Genomic DNA, 14,541 nt, shown 5'->3' with positions numbered 1-14,541 from the left:
TTTTGTTCGTAAGGTCTACTAACAAACATGTCCGTTTCGGATGAACAGCGTTCCGCATCGCCGTCAGAGTACGTCGGTGCGAATGCGCACGCCTTCGGCCCCGGGCGCCACCTGCGCTCACGATCCAAGGTGCTGCCCGAGCACGCACGAGGGCACAACCGCGCCCTCGTGCTGCAGACGCTCTACCACGCCGGCGCGATGAGTCGTGCCGACCTCTCCCGGGAGACCGGACTCACCCGGGTCACCATCTCCGACCTGGTCGCAGAGTTCATCGCCGACGGCATCGTGATCGAGATGGGCGTCCGTGAGGCCGTCGGCCCCGGCAAGCCGCCGATCCTCATCGACATCGACCGCTTCGGGCATCAGATCGTCGGTCTCGACCTCTCCGGACCGGACGCCTTCACCGGTGCGGTGCTGAGTCTCGACGGAGATGTGCTCGAGCGGCGCGAGGTGGCCCGCCCCGCATCGCCCGACGGCGAGGCGGCCTATGCGGCACTGCGTGAGCTGGCGGACGCCCTCGTCGCCGCATCGACCCAGCCTCTGCTGGGTGTGGGAATCGGCACGCCCGGTGTGGTGCGTCCCGATGGCCTCGTCCTCAGCTCGCCCAACCTCGGCTGGACGAACTTCCCGCTCGAGGCGAAGCTCGGCGTCGACCTCGACCTTCCCGTCCTCGCCCGAAACGACGCCAACGCAGCGGTGCTCGCGGAGTACACCTTCGGTGACGCCAAGGCCGACTTCATGCTGATCAAGATCGGCAAGGGCGTCGGCGCCGGTCTCATCACCGGCAGCCAGCCTCTGCTCGGCAGCCGCTTCGCCGCAGGGGAGATCGGTCACGTCGTGGTCGGAACCGACGGCGGACCACGCTGCGCGTGCGGCAAGGACGGCTGTCTCGAAGCGTGGCTCAGCGTGAGCCGCCTCGGCGCGGCGATCGCTGCGGACCCCGATGCGCGAGACGAGATCCTCCGTGATGCCGGAACGCGGATGGCGATCGCGGTCGCCCCGATCGTCGCGGCGCTCGATCTCTCCGAGGTCGTGCTCTCCGGACCGGCCGAGCTGCTCGACGGCATCCTGATCGACGCCGCCATCGAGACGCTGCACGCGCGGACCCTCGAGGGCGTCTTCGAGGATGTCGTGGTGCGGCTGACGCACCAGGAGGACATCGTCCTGCGAGGAGCCGCCGTCATGGTGCTCTCCGGACAGCTGGGAGTGTCGTGATCGTCGACGCCACCATCACCGTCACGGCAGGGAGCAGCATCCGATGATGGGTGCCGGCAGTGCCGACCGCTCCGGTCGGCCCATTCGAGTGGGCCTGGACGTCGGCGGTACGAAGATCGACGCGGTCGCCGTCGATCCGTCCGGAGACATCCGGGGGAGACTGCGCCGACCGACCGGCTGGGGTGACGACGCCGTCGTCGAGAGCATCGTCGCGGCGGTCACCGCCCTCGCCGTCGAGAGCGGATTCGCCCTCGACGACGTCGGATCCGTGGGGATCGGGATCCCCGGACTCGTCGACGCCGAGGCCGGCCGCGTGGATCACGCCGTCAACCTCGGGGTGGAGTCCCTGGACCTCGCTGCCACGGCCGAGCGTGCACTCGGTGTCCCCTTCCGGGTGGAGAACGACGTGAAGGCCGCGGCGCTCGGAGCCGCGGTGCTGAGCGGAGTCGCCGGGTCCATGGCCTACCTGAACCTCGGAACGGGCGTCGCCGCCGGAATCGTGATCGACGGGCGCATCTGGCGCGGCGCGCGAGGAACGGCCGGCGAGGTCGGTCACCTCTCGGTCGATCCGCGTGGACGACTGTGCGGCTGCGGACAGCACGGCTGCGTCGAGACCTTCTGCGGTGGGGGCGCGCTGGCCAAGGCGTGGGGTCGCCCCGGTGCGCTGCCGATCCGGGACATCTTCGACGCGGCGGACGCCGGCGATCCGCTGGCACTCTCCCTTCGCGACGACCTCTACCACGGAGCCGCAGCCGCCGTGCGGGTTCTCGTGCTCTCCGCCGACGTCGAGACGGTGGTCATCGGGGGAGGACTCACCGCTCTCGGAGACCGGCTCGAGAACGGCATCCGCGCCGCCCTGCACGCGGGCGCCGAGGCGTCACCGTTCATGCGGTCGCTCCGCCTGGATGAGAGAATCGAACTGCTCCCCGCGGGTTCTCCCGCCGCCGCATTCGGCGCCGCACTCGTCGGCGCTTCCATCACCGAGAAGGAGATCGTTCCCCATGGCTGAGGTCGTCATCGTCGAGAATGCCGAGGCTGCCGGTGCGTTGGTCGCCACCGAGATCGTGGAGCTGATCGCGCGTCGTGCGGATGCGGTCCTCGGCCTCGCCACCGGATCGACACCGCTGCCGGTGTACCAGGCGCTGCGCACGCAGCTCGCGGGTCACGACGTCTCGCAGGTGCGCGGCTTCGCCCTCGACGAGTACGTCGGGATCGACCCCGCGCACCCGGAGAGCTACCGCTCCGTCATCACCCGTGAGGTCGTCGAGCCGCTCGGCCTCGACCCGCAGCGCATCCATGTCCCCAACGGTGCGCAGGCGACGATCCAGCACGCGGGCGATGACTACGAGGCGGCCATCGATGCCGCCGGGGGCGTCGACCTGCAGATCCTCGGCATCGGCACGGACGGACACATCGGCTTCAACGAGCCCGGATCGTCGTTCGCGTCCCGCACTCGCGTGAAGACGCTCACGGAGCAGACGCGCGAAGACAACGCCCGCTTCTTCGACTCGATCGACGACGTTCCCATGCACTGCATCACCCAGGGGCTCGGAACGATCCTGAGGGCGCGTCACCTCGTGCTGCTCGCCTTCGGCGAGGGCAAGGCCGAGGCCGTCGCCGGAGCGGTCGAGGGACCGCTCACGGCTCTCCTGCCCGGTTCCGCGATCCAGCTGCACCCGCACGCCACGATCGTGGTCGACGAAGCCGCGGCGTCGCGCCTCGCACTCGCCGACTACTACCGCTACACGTTCGCCAACAAGCCCGCCTGGCAGGGCATCTGAGGCCTGCCCGAGCGCCGCGCCGGCGCGCTCAGCTCGCCGGCGCGGGCCAGGCGATCGGGAGCAGGTGCTCGACGCTCAGCGGCGCCAGCGGAAGCGTGGCGACGTCGGCCGGGGTGATCCACCGCAGCTCGGCGAGCTCTGCCTGAACACTCACCGCCCCGGGGTCGACGGAGGTCGCGAAAGCCTCTGCGACGACCCGGTGCCCCGGTTCGTTCGCTGCCGCGGAGACGAACGTGCCGAGAGGCTCGAGGTCGGCTTCGTCGAGGACCAGCCCGAGTTCCTCGTCGAGCTCGCGGATCAGCGTCTGCGCGGCGGACTCGCCGGCCTCGGGCTTGCCGCCCGGCTGCATGAACATGGTCGTGCCCTGCTTGCGGACGACCAGCACGCGTCCGGACTCATCGACGATCACCGCCGCGCTCACATGGATGTCAGGCATCGGAGGCGAACACCTTTCCGGGGTTGAGGATGCCGAGCGGATCGAACACGGCGGCGATCTGACGTTGGAGCTGCCATTGGTCGTCACCCAACTCCTCGGCGAGCCAGCGCCGTTTCAGGACTCCGATGCCGTGCTCGCCTGTCAGGGTGCCGCCGAGACGGATGGCGGCGCGGAAGAGCTCGTCTGCTGCCGCCCACACGTGCGGCGGCGTCTCCGTCCCCTCGAAGATGAAGTTCGGGTGCAGGTTGCCGTCGCCGGCATGGGCGACCGTCGGGATCACGATGCGGTACTCGCGCTCGATGCGCGCGATCGCGTCGAACATCACCGGCATGGCGCTGCGCGGTACCGAGACGTCTTCGATCAGAGTCGTGCCCAGCGATGCCATCGCTGCGTGCATAGACCGTCGGACGGCGAGGAGGCGCTCGCCCTCGTCGCGGTCATGGGAGACGATCACCGCCCCCTCGTGATCGCGCAGGATCGCGGCGATCGTGTCCGCTTCGGCGGCAGCCGCCGGGCCGTCCGTCTGGATGGTCAGCTGGGCCGCGCCCTCCGGGGGAACAGCGAGCGCGAGGAGAGCATGCACGGCGGAGAGGCTCGCGGCATCCATCAGCTCCATGATCGCCGGCTGGACGCCGGCAGCGGTGACGGCGGCGGAGGCGGCGGCCGCGGTGCGTACGTCGGGGAAGGTCGCTGTGACGGTGCAGATCTCGCCGGGGACGAGCCGGCGCAGCTTCAGGGTGGCCCCGACGACGACTCCGAGCGTTCCTTCCGAGCCGACCATCAGTGCGGTGAGATCCAGTCCAGTGACGCCTTTGACGCTGCGGTGCCCGAGGTGCATCAGCCGCCCGTCCGCGAGCACCACGTCGACCCCGAGTACCGCGTCGCGCACGACGCCGTACTTGGCGCAGAGCAGACCGCCGGCGCCCGTGGCGATGTTGCCGCCGACGGTCGAGATGTCGCGACTGGCGGGGTCGGGCGCCCACCACAGCCCGTGCTCGGAGAGTGCGGCGTTGAGGTCGGCGTTCAGGATTCCGGGCTCGACCACGGCGAGCAGATCATCGGGACGGATCTCGTTGATCGCTGTCATCCGGCGCAGCGACAGCACGATCTCGCCGGTTCCTGCGTTCGCGGCGCCCGCCAGCCCGGTTCCGGCGCCGCGGATCACGACCGGAGTGCGGGTGGCGGTGGCGATGCGCATGGTCTGCTGCACATGCTCGATCCGCTCCGCGTGGACGACGGCGAGTGGACGGCCCACTGCGGCATGACCGGAGCGGTCGGCCCTGGCCTGTTCGAGCGAGGCATCGTCGGTGTCGACGAGCGCTCCGAGGGATTCCTGCAGGAGGGAGAGGGCGCTCATGATGGCGTGCTCACGACGGTGTGCTCACGAGAGAAGCCTCAGGACAGCGCGCGTCGGCCGCTGAGCACACCGGCGACCACCGCGACGAGGGCGAAGGCCGTGCCGATGAGCGCCTGGCCCATCGACCACCAGGCGATGGTGACTCCGACGTAGATCAGCAACTCGACGGCGGCGCGGAGGAAAGGGTGCACGCGCAGGACCGGACGCGGCGACAGGAACAGCGCCCAGATCAGGATCACGACGACGGGGGCTCCGACGCCGATGACGACGTTCCAGGGAAGGTCCCAGCTCGCGAAGCCCCAGAGGGCGAGAGAGGCCACGGCGACGATGAGGACGACGGCGCGGACGATGTCGAGAGCGGTGATGACCGGGCGGTCGACGCCGGGGACAGGAGCGGGATCCGAGGACATGGATCCAGTCTATTCGGCGGCGGGGGCGTCCTCAGCCGGGGCAGCGGCGGCCTCGGTCAGAGGCGCAGGTGCGGGTTCGGTCGAGTCTGCGGGGACAGGCGTGGCCTCGACGGGCGTGGCCTCGACGGGCGCGGGCTCGACGGGTGCGGGGTCGGCGGGTGCAGGTGCGGGAGCCGTCACAGGGTCGGCCACCGACGTCGGCTCGGACGCCGCAGGTGAGGTGGTCGACACATCGCTCGCGGTGTCCGGCGTCGCGGTGGCGGACACGATCGGAGCCTCCTCTTCCGGACCCTCGAGACGGTTGGGCTCGAGCTCGAGCAGTGTGGTGACCGTGGAGGGGCTGGTGCCCGACGCGAGGATGTAACGGAAGGTGACGGTTGTGATGTCCGCGTCGACGAACTGCCAGAAAGTCGGGCGGAGATCGATGACGCCGAAGCCGGACTCGTCGAGCAGGATGCTGTCACCGCCGCCGGTGCTGTCGTCGAGAAGGGCCTCGACCCTTTGACCGGCCATTCCGGTGATCGGAACGCTGTAGTGGACCTGGAGGCCGTTGAACCAAATGGTGGCGGTCTCCCACGCGGGAGCCTCCGTGGGGACACCCGGGTCGACCGGATCCACGGGGTCGACCGGGTCCACGGGGTCGACCGGGTCCACGGGTGGCACCGTGACCGGAGGGGGCGTGACGGGAGGGAGGGTGGCGGGAGGCGCGGCGGCGGCCGGACCCACCTCATCTGCTCCCGGCACCGGATCCACGGCCGGCGGCGCAGGAGGCTGCTCCGGTACGGTGACCGGCGGCTCGATGACGACGGGCTCGTCGAGGCTCAGCTTCTCGTCCGGTCCGACGTCCGCCGAGATCGACGACGGGTCCTCGTCCCCCGCGCTCGGAAGCGAGGTCGCCGGGTCGGCGCCGGCGAGTCCGGGAAGGATCGTGGCGGCAGCGACGACACCGGCGACCACCAGAGCGGCCGATCCCACACCGACGAGCGCGCCGATCCCGGTGAACACACCACCCGCGGATCCGGCACCGGCGGACGAGCCGGCAGTGCCTCCCGCCGAGCCGCCGGCCCCGCCACCGGAACCTGAACCTGAACCACCGGTCGCAGCGAGGCCTGTCGCGGCGTGTGAAGCACCGGGGTCACCGGCGAAGACGGCTCCGGGAATGCTCGACGGCATGGCCGCCAGCGCGACGATCGGCGTGCCGGCGCCTTGCAGCGTGGCGAGGTAGCCGGCGGCGCCGGTGACGCCGAGGACGAGAGGCAGGAGCACCAGGGCGAGACGCTTGGAGACATCTTTCGCCTCGGCCGCGACGATCATGCATCGAGCGCACTCATCGAGGTGCAGCTCGAGCCGCTTGTGGTCGCGCGTGCTGAGGTTGCCACGTGAGTAGGCGCCCAGGTGCTCGATGGTCCACTGGCACTCGGAGCCGTCTTCGGCGCTGCGCAGATGCGCCTGGATCCAGGCTTCGCGCAGACCCTCGCGGGCGCGGAAGGCCAACTGCGACACGGCGCCGGCCTTCATCCCGAGGAGAGGGCCGACCTCCTGCGGCTTCATCTGCTCGATCTCGGTGTACCAGAGCACCTCCTGCCAGCGGGAGGGGAGACTGCGGAAAGCCTGCGCGGTGAGGCTGCGGTCGAGTGCCTCGCTCGCAGCCTGATCGGTGGTGTCGGGGTCGGCGACGGTGTCGAGTTCATCGATCGCGGTCTCGCGGCGGGCGCGTCCCCAGCCTGCCGCCGTGTTGCGGATGCTCGTGAACAAGTAGGCGCGGAAGGATCCGTTCGGCCCGCCCCCTTTGATGATCGCCTGATAGATGCGCGTGTACGACTCCTGCACGAGGTCATCGGGGTCGATCGACGAGGTGACCGAGCGGGCCACGGAGAGACCCGACGGGTAGTGTCGTCGCCAGAGTTCACCGAACGCCTCCGTGTCGCCCGAACGGGTGCGGAGGATCAGGTCGGCGTCGCCGATCGCTTCGTCGTGTGTCGTGTTCTCTTCGTGCACAATCATCCATCTGTCGCCGGGCGCAGGTGCGCCTCCACGGGAAGAGACGCATGAGAGCGCCTCTCATCACGCGACTTCTCCATTCTCTCGCGAATCTCCCAGGGAAGCCACCCTTTCCCGGAACTCCAAGGCGATGCCCGGGTTCGCCAGAGGTGCCGCCGGAGCCGGATGTCGGGGGTCCCCGAAACTCGTACGAAGGAATTTCGAGAAGTCGCGTAATGAATCGGGAGGAGTGTCGTCTCATCCCATGTAGACAGCCGTGAGGATTCCACCGGGGGGCGGGATCCAGGCGCTGGTGCGGGGGGTATTCGCACTGGTCGGGCAGGTCGGGATCCTCGGGGGAGGAGAACCCGGCCGCCCGTCTCACGAGAGGGAACGAGGCCGCCGATCTGGGGAGCGGCGGCCTCCCGCACGTTCGATCCGAGGATCGGGAAGAACTTCTCGAAGGAATTTCGAGAAGTCGCGTAATGAATCGGGAGGAGCGTCGTCTCATCCCATAGAGACAGCCGTGAGGATCCCACCGGGGGGCGGGATCCAGGCACTGGTGCGGGGGGCATTCGCACTGGTCGGGCAGGTCGGGATCCTCGGGGGAGGAGAACCCGGCCGCCCGTCTCACGAGGGGGAACGAGGCCGCCGATCTGGGGAACGGCGGCCTCCCGCCCCGTCACACATGCATGACCGGAGAGCGCAGAGCTGCGCGTCGCGCGCGGCGCCGTCTCAGACGAGCAGCCGGGGTCCTGACCACACGCGCGCGACGCGCAGTTCCGCATCCAGGAGCACGGCGTCGCCGAGCATCCCGTTGCGCAGACCGCCGAGAGCGGAATCGCGGCCGATCGCCCGTGCCGGCGTCTCCGTGAGCGCGCGGACGGCCTCGGGCAGCGACACGCCTGCCTGCACCGTCCGCCGCAGGGCCACGTCCTGCGTCAGCGTCGATCCGGCGATCGATCCGGTGTCGTCAGCCCTCGCCACGCCGTCGCGCACCGTGACGCTCACCGCGCCGAGGTCGTAGTGGCCGTCGGCACTCCCGGCGGCCGCCATCGCATCGGTGATCAGCGCGACCCGACGGGGGGCGGAGTCGAAGACGAGCTTGACGACGTGCGGGTCCAGATGCACGTTGTCGGCGATGGCCTCGAGCACCACACGATGATCGGCCGCCGCCGCGAGAACCGGCCCCGGGGCGCGGTGATGGATCCCCGGCATCGCGTTGAAAGCGTGGGTGAGGATGGAGGCTCCCGCCTCGAACGCGGCGATCGCCATGGCGGCATCCGCATCGGTGTGGCCGACGGCGGCCGCGGAACCCGCTGCCACGATCTGTCGGATCGCGTCGATCCCGCCGGGGAGCTCCGGCGCGATGGTGACCTGACGGACGGTGCCGCGGCCGGCATCCAGGAGGCGGGAGACATCCGCGGCCGCCGGATGGCGAAGAAGCGAGGGTTCGTGGGCTCCGTGATGCCCGGGGTCGAGGAAGGGCCCTTCGAGGTGCGATCCCAGGATGTCGGTATCCGTCTCGGTCAGATCCGCGATGAGCGCGACACTGCGGGCGAGGGAGTCCAGCGACGCGGTCACGAGCGAGATGACCGCGCGGGTGGTGCCGTGCGCGCGGTGCAGGTCTCGTCCGGTGCGGATCGCCTCCACGCCGTCGTCGAACGCGGCACCGGCGCCTCCGTGCCCGTGGATGTCGATGAAGCCGGGAGTGAGCAGGGCGCCCGCGCCGGCGACGGCGGTCGCGTCGACGATCTCGTCCGCCGGCGTCCATTCCGATCCCGTCCCGCGGGCCGTCACGACACCGTCCTCGACCCGGATCCAGCCGTCCTCGACGATGTCGCCGCGATCGACGATCCGCGCGGAGTGGATGACCAGCGAACCGGTCGAAGAGGAGTGGGTGCTCAACGTGCGCTCCAGGGGATCTCGTCTGCGGGGTGGAAATCGACCCCTTCAGCCTTCCACAGCGGCGCCAACGACCCGACCCGCAGGCGGAACGACTCCCACGTGCGCTCCGGTGCCTCTCGTGGCGACCAGGCGACCTCGGCCTGCGCAGCGGCGCGCGGGAAGACCAGCTGCTCGACCTCGTCGATCGTGCGGGTGGTCTCCGACCAGAGAGGGGCCTCCACACCGAGGATCGCGGCCTCGGGGACGTCGAGCACCGCGGTGGGCTCCCACTCGTAGGCGGAGCGGACGTCGATGATCGCCGCCCAGGTGAGTCCGAGGGGGAAGTCCTCCGCGTACTTCATGTCGAGGTAGGTGACGTCAGCCGCCGACATGAGGAGAGCGCCGCCCCGATCGACGAAATGGGCGGCCTCCTCGGCGTGAGTGCCCTCGGGCGTGGTCTTCCCCCAGTACTGCCCGACGGTGCCCTCGGCGATGTTCGCCGCGGAGCCCATCTCGTGCCAGGCCATCGGGATCTTCCCCTCTTCCACGACGATCGAGGTCGCACGCGCGGCGAACAGATCGAAGTCGGCCTGGGGAGTGCCGAGCGACTCGTCGCCGCCGATGTGGATGTACGGCCCCGGCGTCATCTCGGCCAACTCGCGGACGACGTCGCGCACGAACTCGTACGTGCGCTCCTCGTGGATGCGGACGCTGGAATGGCCGACACCCCAGCCGAGGTAGGTCTCGCCGGCGACGGGCAACGGCTGGCCCAGACGCGCGGAATCCGCGATGAGGTTGTCGTTCAGCACCGGCGCCTCGACGAGCTCGGGGTAGGCCACGCCGATCGCGTGGGTGTGCCCGGGCAGGTCGATCTCGGGGATCACGATCATGTGGCGCGAGGCGGCGTACGCCACGAGCTCGCGGTAGTCGTCTTTCGAGTAGAAGCCGCCGGGGTCGCCGTTCGCCGACGTGCCGGAGGCGCGCTCGGTGAGCAGCGGCCAGGAGTCGATGTGCACGCGCCACCCCTGGTCGTCGCTCAGGTGCAGGTGCAGGTGGTTGAACTTGAGCGCACTCGTGCTGTCGATGAACCTCTTCACATCGTCGACGCCGAAGAAGTGCCGGGCGACGTCGAGCATGACGCCCCGTCGCGGGAAGCGCGGGGAGTCCGCGACGTCGGCGCGGAGCAGCGCCCAACCGGAGTCGTCCTGGCGCAGCAGCTGCAGCAGTGTCTGCACACCGTAGAAGAGCCCTGCCTCGTCGGCCCCGACGACGATGGCCTGATCGCCGATCTCGAGTGTGTAGCCTTCCGGCGCCGAGGATTCCGGGTCGACGATCAACTCGATGTCGGCGAGGGCCTCGTCGACGACGGAGAGCCGGATGCCACTGCGGCGCTCGACCGCGTCGATCAGCTGGGCGGCTGCGGGGGAGGAACCGCGCACGCGCGTCTTCGCGGTGATCGGCATCCGTCCCTCTCGTGCGACGGCGGACACGGGCACGGGAACGAGCGGAAGAGGATGAGGAAGGACCATGAACAAAACCTACCCGTCGGTGCCGCTCAGCGGAATGGCAGAACTCGAATCGATTCTGCGACCGCCATGAGACGGCAGCGTGCGCGGCGGCTCGCATCGGCTATGCTCGTAACCGTCGCGACTGGCGTCTGGGTGGACTACCACCGGGGAGCGACTGACCACGGAATTCGACCGCGCGCCTGGGCCGATAGGAACACCCCTTTCGAATCCGTTGTCAAAGGAGCACGTCATCATGACCGACCGTTACTTCAACGCCCCGCTTTCCGAGGTCGACCCCGAGATCGCTCAGGTCCTGGATCGCGAGCTGAAGCGTCAGCAGACCTTCCTCGAGATGATCGCGTCGGAGAACTTCGTGCCCGTCTCGGTGCTGCAGTCGCAGGGCTCCGTGCTCACGAACAAATACGCAGAGGGCTACCCCGGACGCCGCTACTACGGTGGCTGCGAAGAGGTCGACGTCGCGGAGTCCCTCGCGATCGAGCGGGCCAAGAGCCTGTTCGGTGCGGAGTTCGCGAACGTGCAGCCGCACTCCGGCGCCTCCGCGAACGCGGCGGTCCTGCACGCGATCGCCCGTCCCGGCGACACCCTGCTCGGTCTGTCCCTCGACCAGGGCGGCCACCTCACGCACGGCATGAAGATCAACTTCTCCGGCCGTCTGTACGACATCGTCGCCTACGGTGTCGACCCCGAGACCTCGACGATCGACATGGCGGAGGTGCGTCGCCTCGCGATCGAGCACAAGCCGAAGGTCATCATCGCCGGCTGGTCGGCCTACCCGCGCACGATGGACTTCGCGGCGTTCCGTGAGATCGCCGACGAGGTCGGCGCGCTGCTCTGGGTCGACATGGCGCACTTCGCCGGTCTGGTCGCCGCAGGTCTGCACCCGAACCCGGTGCCCCACGCACATGTCGTCTCCTCGACCGTGCACAAGACGATCGGCGGCCCGCGCTCGGGCTTCATCCTCACCAACGACGCCGAGCTCGCCAAGAAGATCAACACCGCGGTGTTCCCCGGGCAGCAGGGCGGACCGCTCATGCACGTGATCGCGGCCAAGGCCACGGCGTTCAAGCTCGCCGGCACCCCCGAGTTCAAGGAGCGCCAGGAGCGTGTGCTGCGCGGGGCGAAGCTCATCGCCGAGCGCCTGTCGCAGCAGGACGTGAAGGACGCCGGCATCTCCGTACGCTCGGGCGGCACCGACGTGCACCTGGTTCTGGTCGACCTGCGCGACGCCGAGATCGACGGCAAGCAGTCCGAGGATCTCCTGCACGACATCCACATCACCGTGAACCGCAACGCCGTCCCGAACGACCCGCGTCCGCCCATGGTGACCTCGGGCCTGCGCATCGGCACGCCCGCGCTCGCGACCCGCGGCTTCGGCGATGCCGAGTTCACCGAGGTGGCCGACATCATCGCCCTCGCGCTGCTCCCGGGGGCCGACGTCGAGGCCCTGCGCGCCCGCGTCGACGCCCTGGCCGCCGCGTTCCCGCTCTACCCGGACCTGCAGCAGTAATTCCGCAGCACCTCCCTCTCGCGAGTGCACGGGGTACTGCCGAGCGCACGGCTTGTCGACGTGAACAAGCCGTGCGCTCGACGGGAGGCCGTGCACTCGGCGGTGACGACGTAAGGAAGACACCATGACCGCGAAGATCCTCGACGGGAAGGCGGCTTCGGCCGCGATCCGGGCCGAGCTCACCGAGCGCGTCGCCGCGCTGAAGAGCAAGGGGGTGACGCCCGGGATCGCCACCGTGCTCGTGGGCGCCGACCCGGCGTCGCAGCTGTACGTGGGTATGAAGCATCGGCAGTCCGAGGCGATCGGGATGAACTCGATCCAGCGCGAGCTGCCGGCGGATGCGACCCAGGCCGACGTCGAAGCACTGATCGACGACCTCAACGCCGACCCGGCCTGCCACGGTTACATCGTGCAGCTGCCGCTGCCGAAGCACCTGGACACCGACGCGATCCTCGAGCGGATCGACCCGGCCAAGGATGCCGACGGCCTGCACCCGACCAACCTCGGGCGCCTGGTGCTGAACGTCAACGGCCCGATCCACACGCCGCTGCCGTGCACGCCGCGCGGGGTCATCGAGCTGCTGCTGCGCAACGACTACGACCTCAACGGCAAGCATGTCGTGGTGGTCGGGCGCGGCGTCACGATCGGACGCTCGATCGGACTGCTGCTCACCCGGCGCGACCTGAACGCCACGGTCACCCTCACGCACACCGGCACCGTCGACATGCCGCGCTACCTGCGTGAGGCCGACGTGATCGTCGCCGCGGCCGGCGTGAAGCACCTGATCCGCGCGGAGGACGTGAAGCCCGGCGCGGCCGTTCTCGACGTCGGTGTGACGCGCGAGACCGACGAGGAGACGGGGAAGAGCCTCGTGTTCGGCGACGTCGCCCCCGATGTCGCCGACGTGGCGGGCTACATTTCCCCGAACCCGGGAGGTGTCGGCCCGATGACGGTCGCGCTGCTCATGACCAACGTCGTGGAAGCGGCCGAACGGTCGCTCTGACGACGACCCTTCGCGCAGAAAGGCGCCCGCCCGGTGACGGGAGGGCGCCTTTCCTCGCTCCGGGCGCGTACCGCCCGGATCAGCCCAGTTCGTCGAGCATCCGTCGCTGCTCGGGCGTCAGCCCGTCGCGGAGCTCGTCACGGGCGGCGCGGGTCTCCGGCGACTCCGACGGCGCGGCGGGCGCGGAGGATGGGGCCTTCGCGCCTCCCTGCACGCGTGCCTGCACCGAATCGTAGATCTCGCCCGCCTTCGCCCGCAGCCGATCGTCGATCTGGTCGTAGATCATCCAGCCGAACAGCAGTGCGAGCGGCGGCAGCACGAACGCCCAGAAGCCGGAGGCACGCACCCCGCTCAGCCACACCGTGAGCACCCAGATGATGAGCTCGACGAGATACACCAGGACGTACTGCACGACCTTCTCGCCGGTCCTGGTGCGCTCGGCGGCCGACTTCGCGGTCGACGTGCGGAAGGCCCCGGCGAGCAGCGGCTTCACGAACAGGGCGGCGAGGGTCAGGATGACGGACGCCCACAGCGCGTTCAGACCGACCGACACACCGGGCAGCAGCAGGCCGATCAGCAGCAGCACGGCGACGTCGAACACGTAGAGCGCGGCGAACCGGACGATTCCGTTCTTCATGCGCCCAGAATCCCACACCTCCAGGGCGGATCACCCCTGAGCGTGCCCGGTCACCCCTGACTGTGCAGTGTGCTCTCGATCCCGCTGATGCGGGCCTGCTCGTCGAAGCGGAACGTCGCGGTTCCCGTGGCATCCGACACCGTCGCCCCGGAGAACGCCTCATCGGTCCAGGAGAGCGTCCAGCCCGCGAGGCGGGCGAGGTCCCAGACCGCCGTGCGTGCATCGGGCAGGACGGCGGCGGAGAGCACGCGGGGGAGCGCGATGACCGCATCGGCCACCGTGAGCGGCGCGAGCGGAGCGTCGAGCAGGAAGACCGCCCGCGTTCCGTTGCCGACCGGGGCGGAATAGTAGGGGGAACGCCCGGTGAGCTCCACCGCGACGCCGCCGACCGTGTGGGCCGCCTGGGCGATCCATTCGTCGTCGCCGGAGACCTCGGCGGGGAACGCGACCTCGGCGGTGGTGAGTTCGGCGATGCCGTGCTCATTGCCGTATGCGTGCAGCTGAGCGGCGACTCCCTGCGGGTCGCCGCTCGGGTGTGCCCAGGCCCACAGCAGCGACCGGGGTCCCGGTGCGATCGTCGCGATCAGGTGCGCGCGGGCCACGAGCTGGCGGGACGGATCGGCGTCGGCCGTGAAGGTCAGCGTGCCGGCAGCCAGGTCCGCGTCCCAGCGGTGCTCGCCGAGGGCATCGGCGGCGGCGGAGAGAGCATCCTGACGGAGTGCGACGAAGAGGGCGGCACGATCGGCGAGGGGCTGGAGCGCGGCGAAGGTCATGCCGACAGTCTCGCGGTCGATGCTAT

At 69.8% G+C, this 14,541-nt stretch carries 13 protein-coding genes and 1 riboswitch; of the genes, 5 read left to right on the top strand and 8 right to left on the bottom strand.

All coding sequences use genetic code 11. The annotated features are described in order from the left end of the window. Positions 1 to 27 precede the first annotated feature (27 nt). The 3 genes from MicroSTF_RS15390 to nagB are packed head-to-tail and all read left to right on the top strand — an operon-like array spanning position 28 to position 2,996. Positions 28 to 1,215, top strand: a complete 1,188-nt coding sequence (locus MicroSTF_RS15390) for an ROK family transcriptional regulator (protein WP_021198844.1) — start codon at positions 28 to 30, stop codon at positions 1,213 to 1,215. A 43-nt stretch (positions 1,216 to 1,258) separates the two neighbouring features. Continuing rightward, the gene (locus MicroSTF_RS15385; RefSeq protein WP_021198843.1) at positions 1,259 to 2,224 is read left to right on the top strand and encodes an ROK family protein; all 966 of its coding nucleotides are present in this window, start codon (positions 1,259 to 1,261) and stop codon (positions 2,222 to 2,224) included. Further along, positions 2,217 to 2,996, top strand: coding sequence for a glucosamine-6-phosphate deaminase (gene nagB, locus MicroSTF_RS15380; RefSeq protein ID WP_021198842.1), 780 nt, complete (start codon positions 2,217 to 2,219; stop codon positions 2,994 to 2,996). The genes MicroSTF_RS15385 and nagB overlap by 8 nt, the downstream gene beginning before the upstream one ends. 28 nt (positions 2,997 to 3,024) lie before the next feature. Here the strand turns inward: nagB and MicroSTF_RS15375 are convergent, their stop codons facing one another. The 6 genes from MicroSTF_RS15375 to MicroSTF_RS15350 form a co-directional block, all read right to left on the bottom strand. Further along, positions 3,025 to 3,432, bottom strand: a complete 408-nt coding sequence (locus tag MicroSTF_RS15375; protein ID WP_021198841.1) for an NUDIX hydrolase — start codon at positions 3,430 to 3,432, stop codon at positions 3,025 to 3,027. Next, positions 3,425 to 4,789, bottom strand: coding sequence for an FAD-binding oxidoreductase (locus MicroSTF_RS15370; RefSeq protein ID WP_322956859.1), 1,365 nt, complete (start codon positions 4,787 to 4,789; stop codon positions 3,425 to 3,427). Before MicroSTF_RS15370 ends, MicroSTF_RS15375 begins: the two co-directional genes overlap by 8 nt. Positions 4,790 to 4,827: 38 nt before the next feature. Continuing rightward, a complete protein-coding gene (locus MicroSTF_RS15365) occupies positions 4,828 to 5,199 on the bottom strand; it encodes a YrdB family protein (protein ID WP_021198839.1) in 372 nt (123 codons plus the stop codon). 9 nt (positions 5,200 to 5,208) lie between these two features. After that, positions 5,209 to 7,197 carry a sigma-70 family RNA polymerase sigma factor gene (locus MicroSTF_RS15360; RefSeq protein ID WP_322956856.1) on the bottom strand — a complete coding sequence of 663 codons (1,989 nt, stop codon included), beginning with the start codon at positions 7,195 to 7,197 and terminating at the stop codon, positions 5,209 to 5,211. 717 nt (positions 7,198 to 7,914) lie between these two features. Further along, entirely contained in the window at positions 7,915 to 9,087 is a 1,173-nt protein-coding gene (nagA, locus tag MicroSTF_RS15355) for an N-acetylglucosamine-6-phosphate deacetylase (protein ID WP_322956854.1), read from the bottom strand. Then, positions 9,084 to 10,595, bottom strand: coding sequence for a family 20 glycosylhydrolase (locus tag MicroSTF_RS15350; RefSeq protein ID WP_029265858.1), 1,512 nt, complete (start codon positions 10,593 to 10,595; stop codon positions 9,084 to 9,086). The genes nagA and MicroSTF_RS15350 overlap by 4 nt, the downstream gene beginning before the upstream one ends. 107 nt (positions 10,596 to 10,702) lie before the next feature. Continuing rightward, a riboswitch (ZMP/ZTP riboswitch) is annotated at positions 10,703 to 10,787 on the top strand. 40 nt (positions 10,788 to 10,827) lie between these two features. Here MicroSTF_RS15350 and glyA point away from each other — a divergent pair. Beyond that, positions 10,828 to 12,102, top strand: coding sequence for a serine hydroxymethyltransferase (gene glyA, locus MicroSTF_RS15345; RefSeq protein WP_021198835.1), 1,275 nt, complete (start codon positions 10,828 to 10,830; stop codon positions 12,100 to 12,102). 124 nt (positions 12,103 to 12,226) lie between these two features. Then, a complete protein-coding gene (locus MicroSTF_RS15340; RefSeq protein WP_029265856.1) occupies positions 12,227 to 13,105 on the top strand; it encodes a bifunctional methylenetetrahydrofolate dehydrogenase/methenyltetrahydrofolate cyclohydrolase in 879 nt (292 codons plus the stop codon). A 79-nt stretch (positions 13,106 to 13,184) separates the two neighbouring features. On the opposite strand, the gene MicroSTF_RS15335 is transcribed toward MicroSTF_RS15340, so the two are convergent. Both MicroSTF_RS15335 and MicroSTF_RS15330 read right to left on the bottom strand, forming a co-directional pair. Then, positions 13,185 to 13,742 (bottom strand): hypothetical protein, encoded by a 558-nt coding sequence (locus tag MicroSTF_RS15335; protein WP_322956851.1) that lies wholly within the window; start codon positions 13,740 to 13,742, stop codon positions 13,185 to 13,187. 50 nt (positions 13,743 to 13,792) lie between these two features. Beyond that, a complete protein-coding gene (locus tag MicroSTF_RS15330; protein ID WP_029265851.1) occupies positions 13,793 to 14,515 on the bottom strand; it encodes a DUF6882 domain-containing protein in 723 nt (240 codons plus the stop codon). Positions 14,516 to 14,541: the final 26 nt, after the last annotated feature.

It is taken from the genome of Microbacterium sp. STF-2, assembly GCF_034650155.1.
Taxonomy (GTDB): Bacteria; Actinomycetota; Actinomycetes; order Actinomycetales; family Microbacteriaceae; genus Microbacterium; species Microbacterium maritypicum_A.
Note: the sequence above shows the minus strand (reverse complement) of the source record. Positions and strands in the feature narration are given on the sequence as shown.

What these genes read in the sequence shown, in the direction of transcription:
- MicroSTF_RS15390 (WP_021198844.1), top strand. Translation starts at nt 28, where the DNA reads ATGTCCGTTTCGGATGAACAGCGTTCCGCATCGCCGTCAGAGTACGTC.
- MicroSTF_RS15385 (WP_021198843.1), top strand. Translation starts at nt 1,259, where the DNA reads ATGATGGGTGCCGGCAGTGCCGACCGCTCCGGTCGGCCCATTCGAGTG.
- nagB (WP_021198842.1), top strand. Translation starts at nt 2,217, where the DNA reads ATGGCTGAGGTCGTCATCGTCGAGAATGCCGAGGCTGCCGGTGCGTTG.
- MicroSTF_RS15375 (WP_021198841.1), bottom strand. Translation starts at nt 3,432, where the DNA reads ATGCCTGACATCCATGTGAGCGCGGCGGTGATCGTCGATGAGTCCGGA.
- MicroSTF_RS15370 (WP_322956859.1), bottom strand. Translation starts at nt 4,789, where the DNA reads ATGAGCGCCCTCTCCCTCCTGCAGGAATCCCTCGGAGCGCTCGTCGAC.
- MicroSTF_RS15365 (WP_021198839.1), bottom strand. Translation starts at nt 5,199, where the DNA reads ATGTCCTCGGATCCCGCTCCTGTCCCCGGCGTCGACCGCCCGGTCATC.
- MicroSTF_RS15350 (WP_029265858.1), bottom strand. Translation starts at nt 10,595, where the DNA reads ATGGTCCTTCCTCATCCTCTTCCGCTCGTTCCCGTGCCCGTGTCCGCC.
- glyA (WP_021198835.1), top strand. Translation starts at nt 10,828, where the DNA reads ATGACCGACCGTTACTTCAACGCCCCGCTTTCCGAGGTCGACCCCGAG.
- MicroSTF_RS15340 (WP_029265856.1), top strand. Translation starts at nt 12,227, where the DNA reads ATGACCGCGAAGATCCTCGACGGGAAGGCGGCTTCGGCCGCGATCCGG.
- MicroSTF_RS15335 (WP_322956851.1), bottom strand. Translation starts at nt 13,742, where the DNA reads ATGAAGAACGGAATCGTCCGGTTCGCCGCGCTCTACGTGTTCGACGTC.
- MicroSTF_RS15330 (WP_029265851.1), bottom strand. Translation starts at nt 14,515, where the DNA reads ATGACCTTCGCCGCGCTCCAGCCCCTCGCCGATCGTGCCGCCCTCTTC.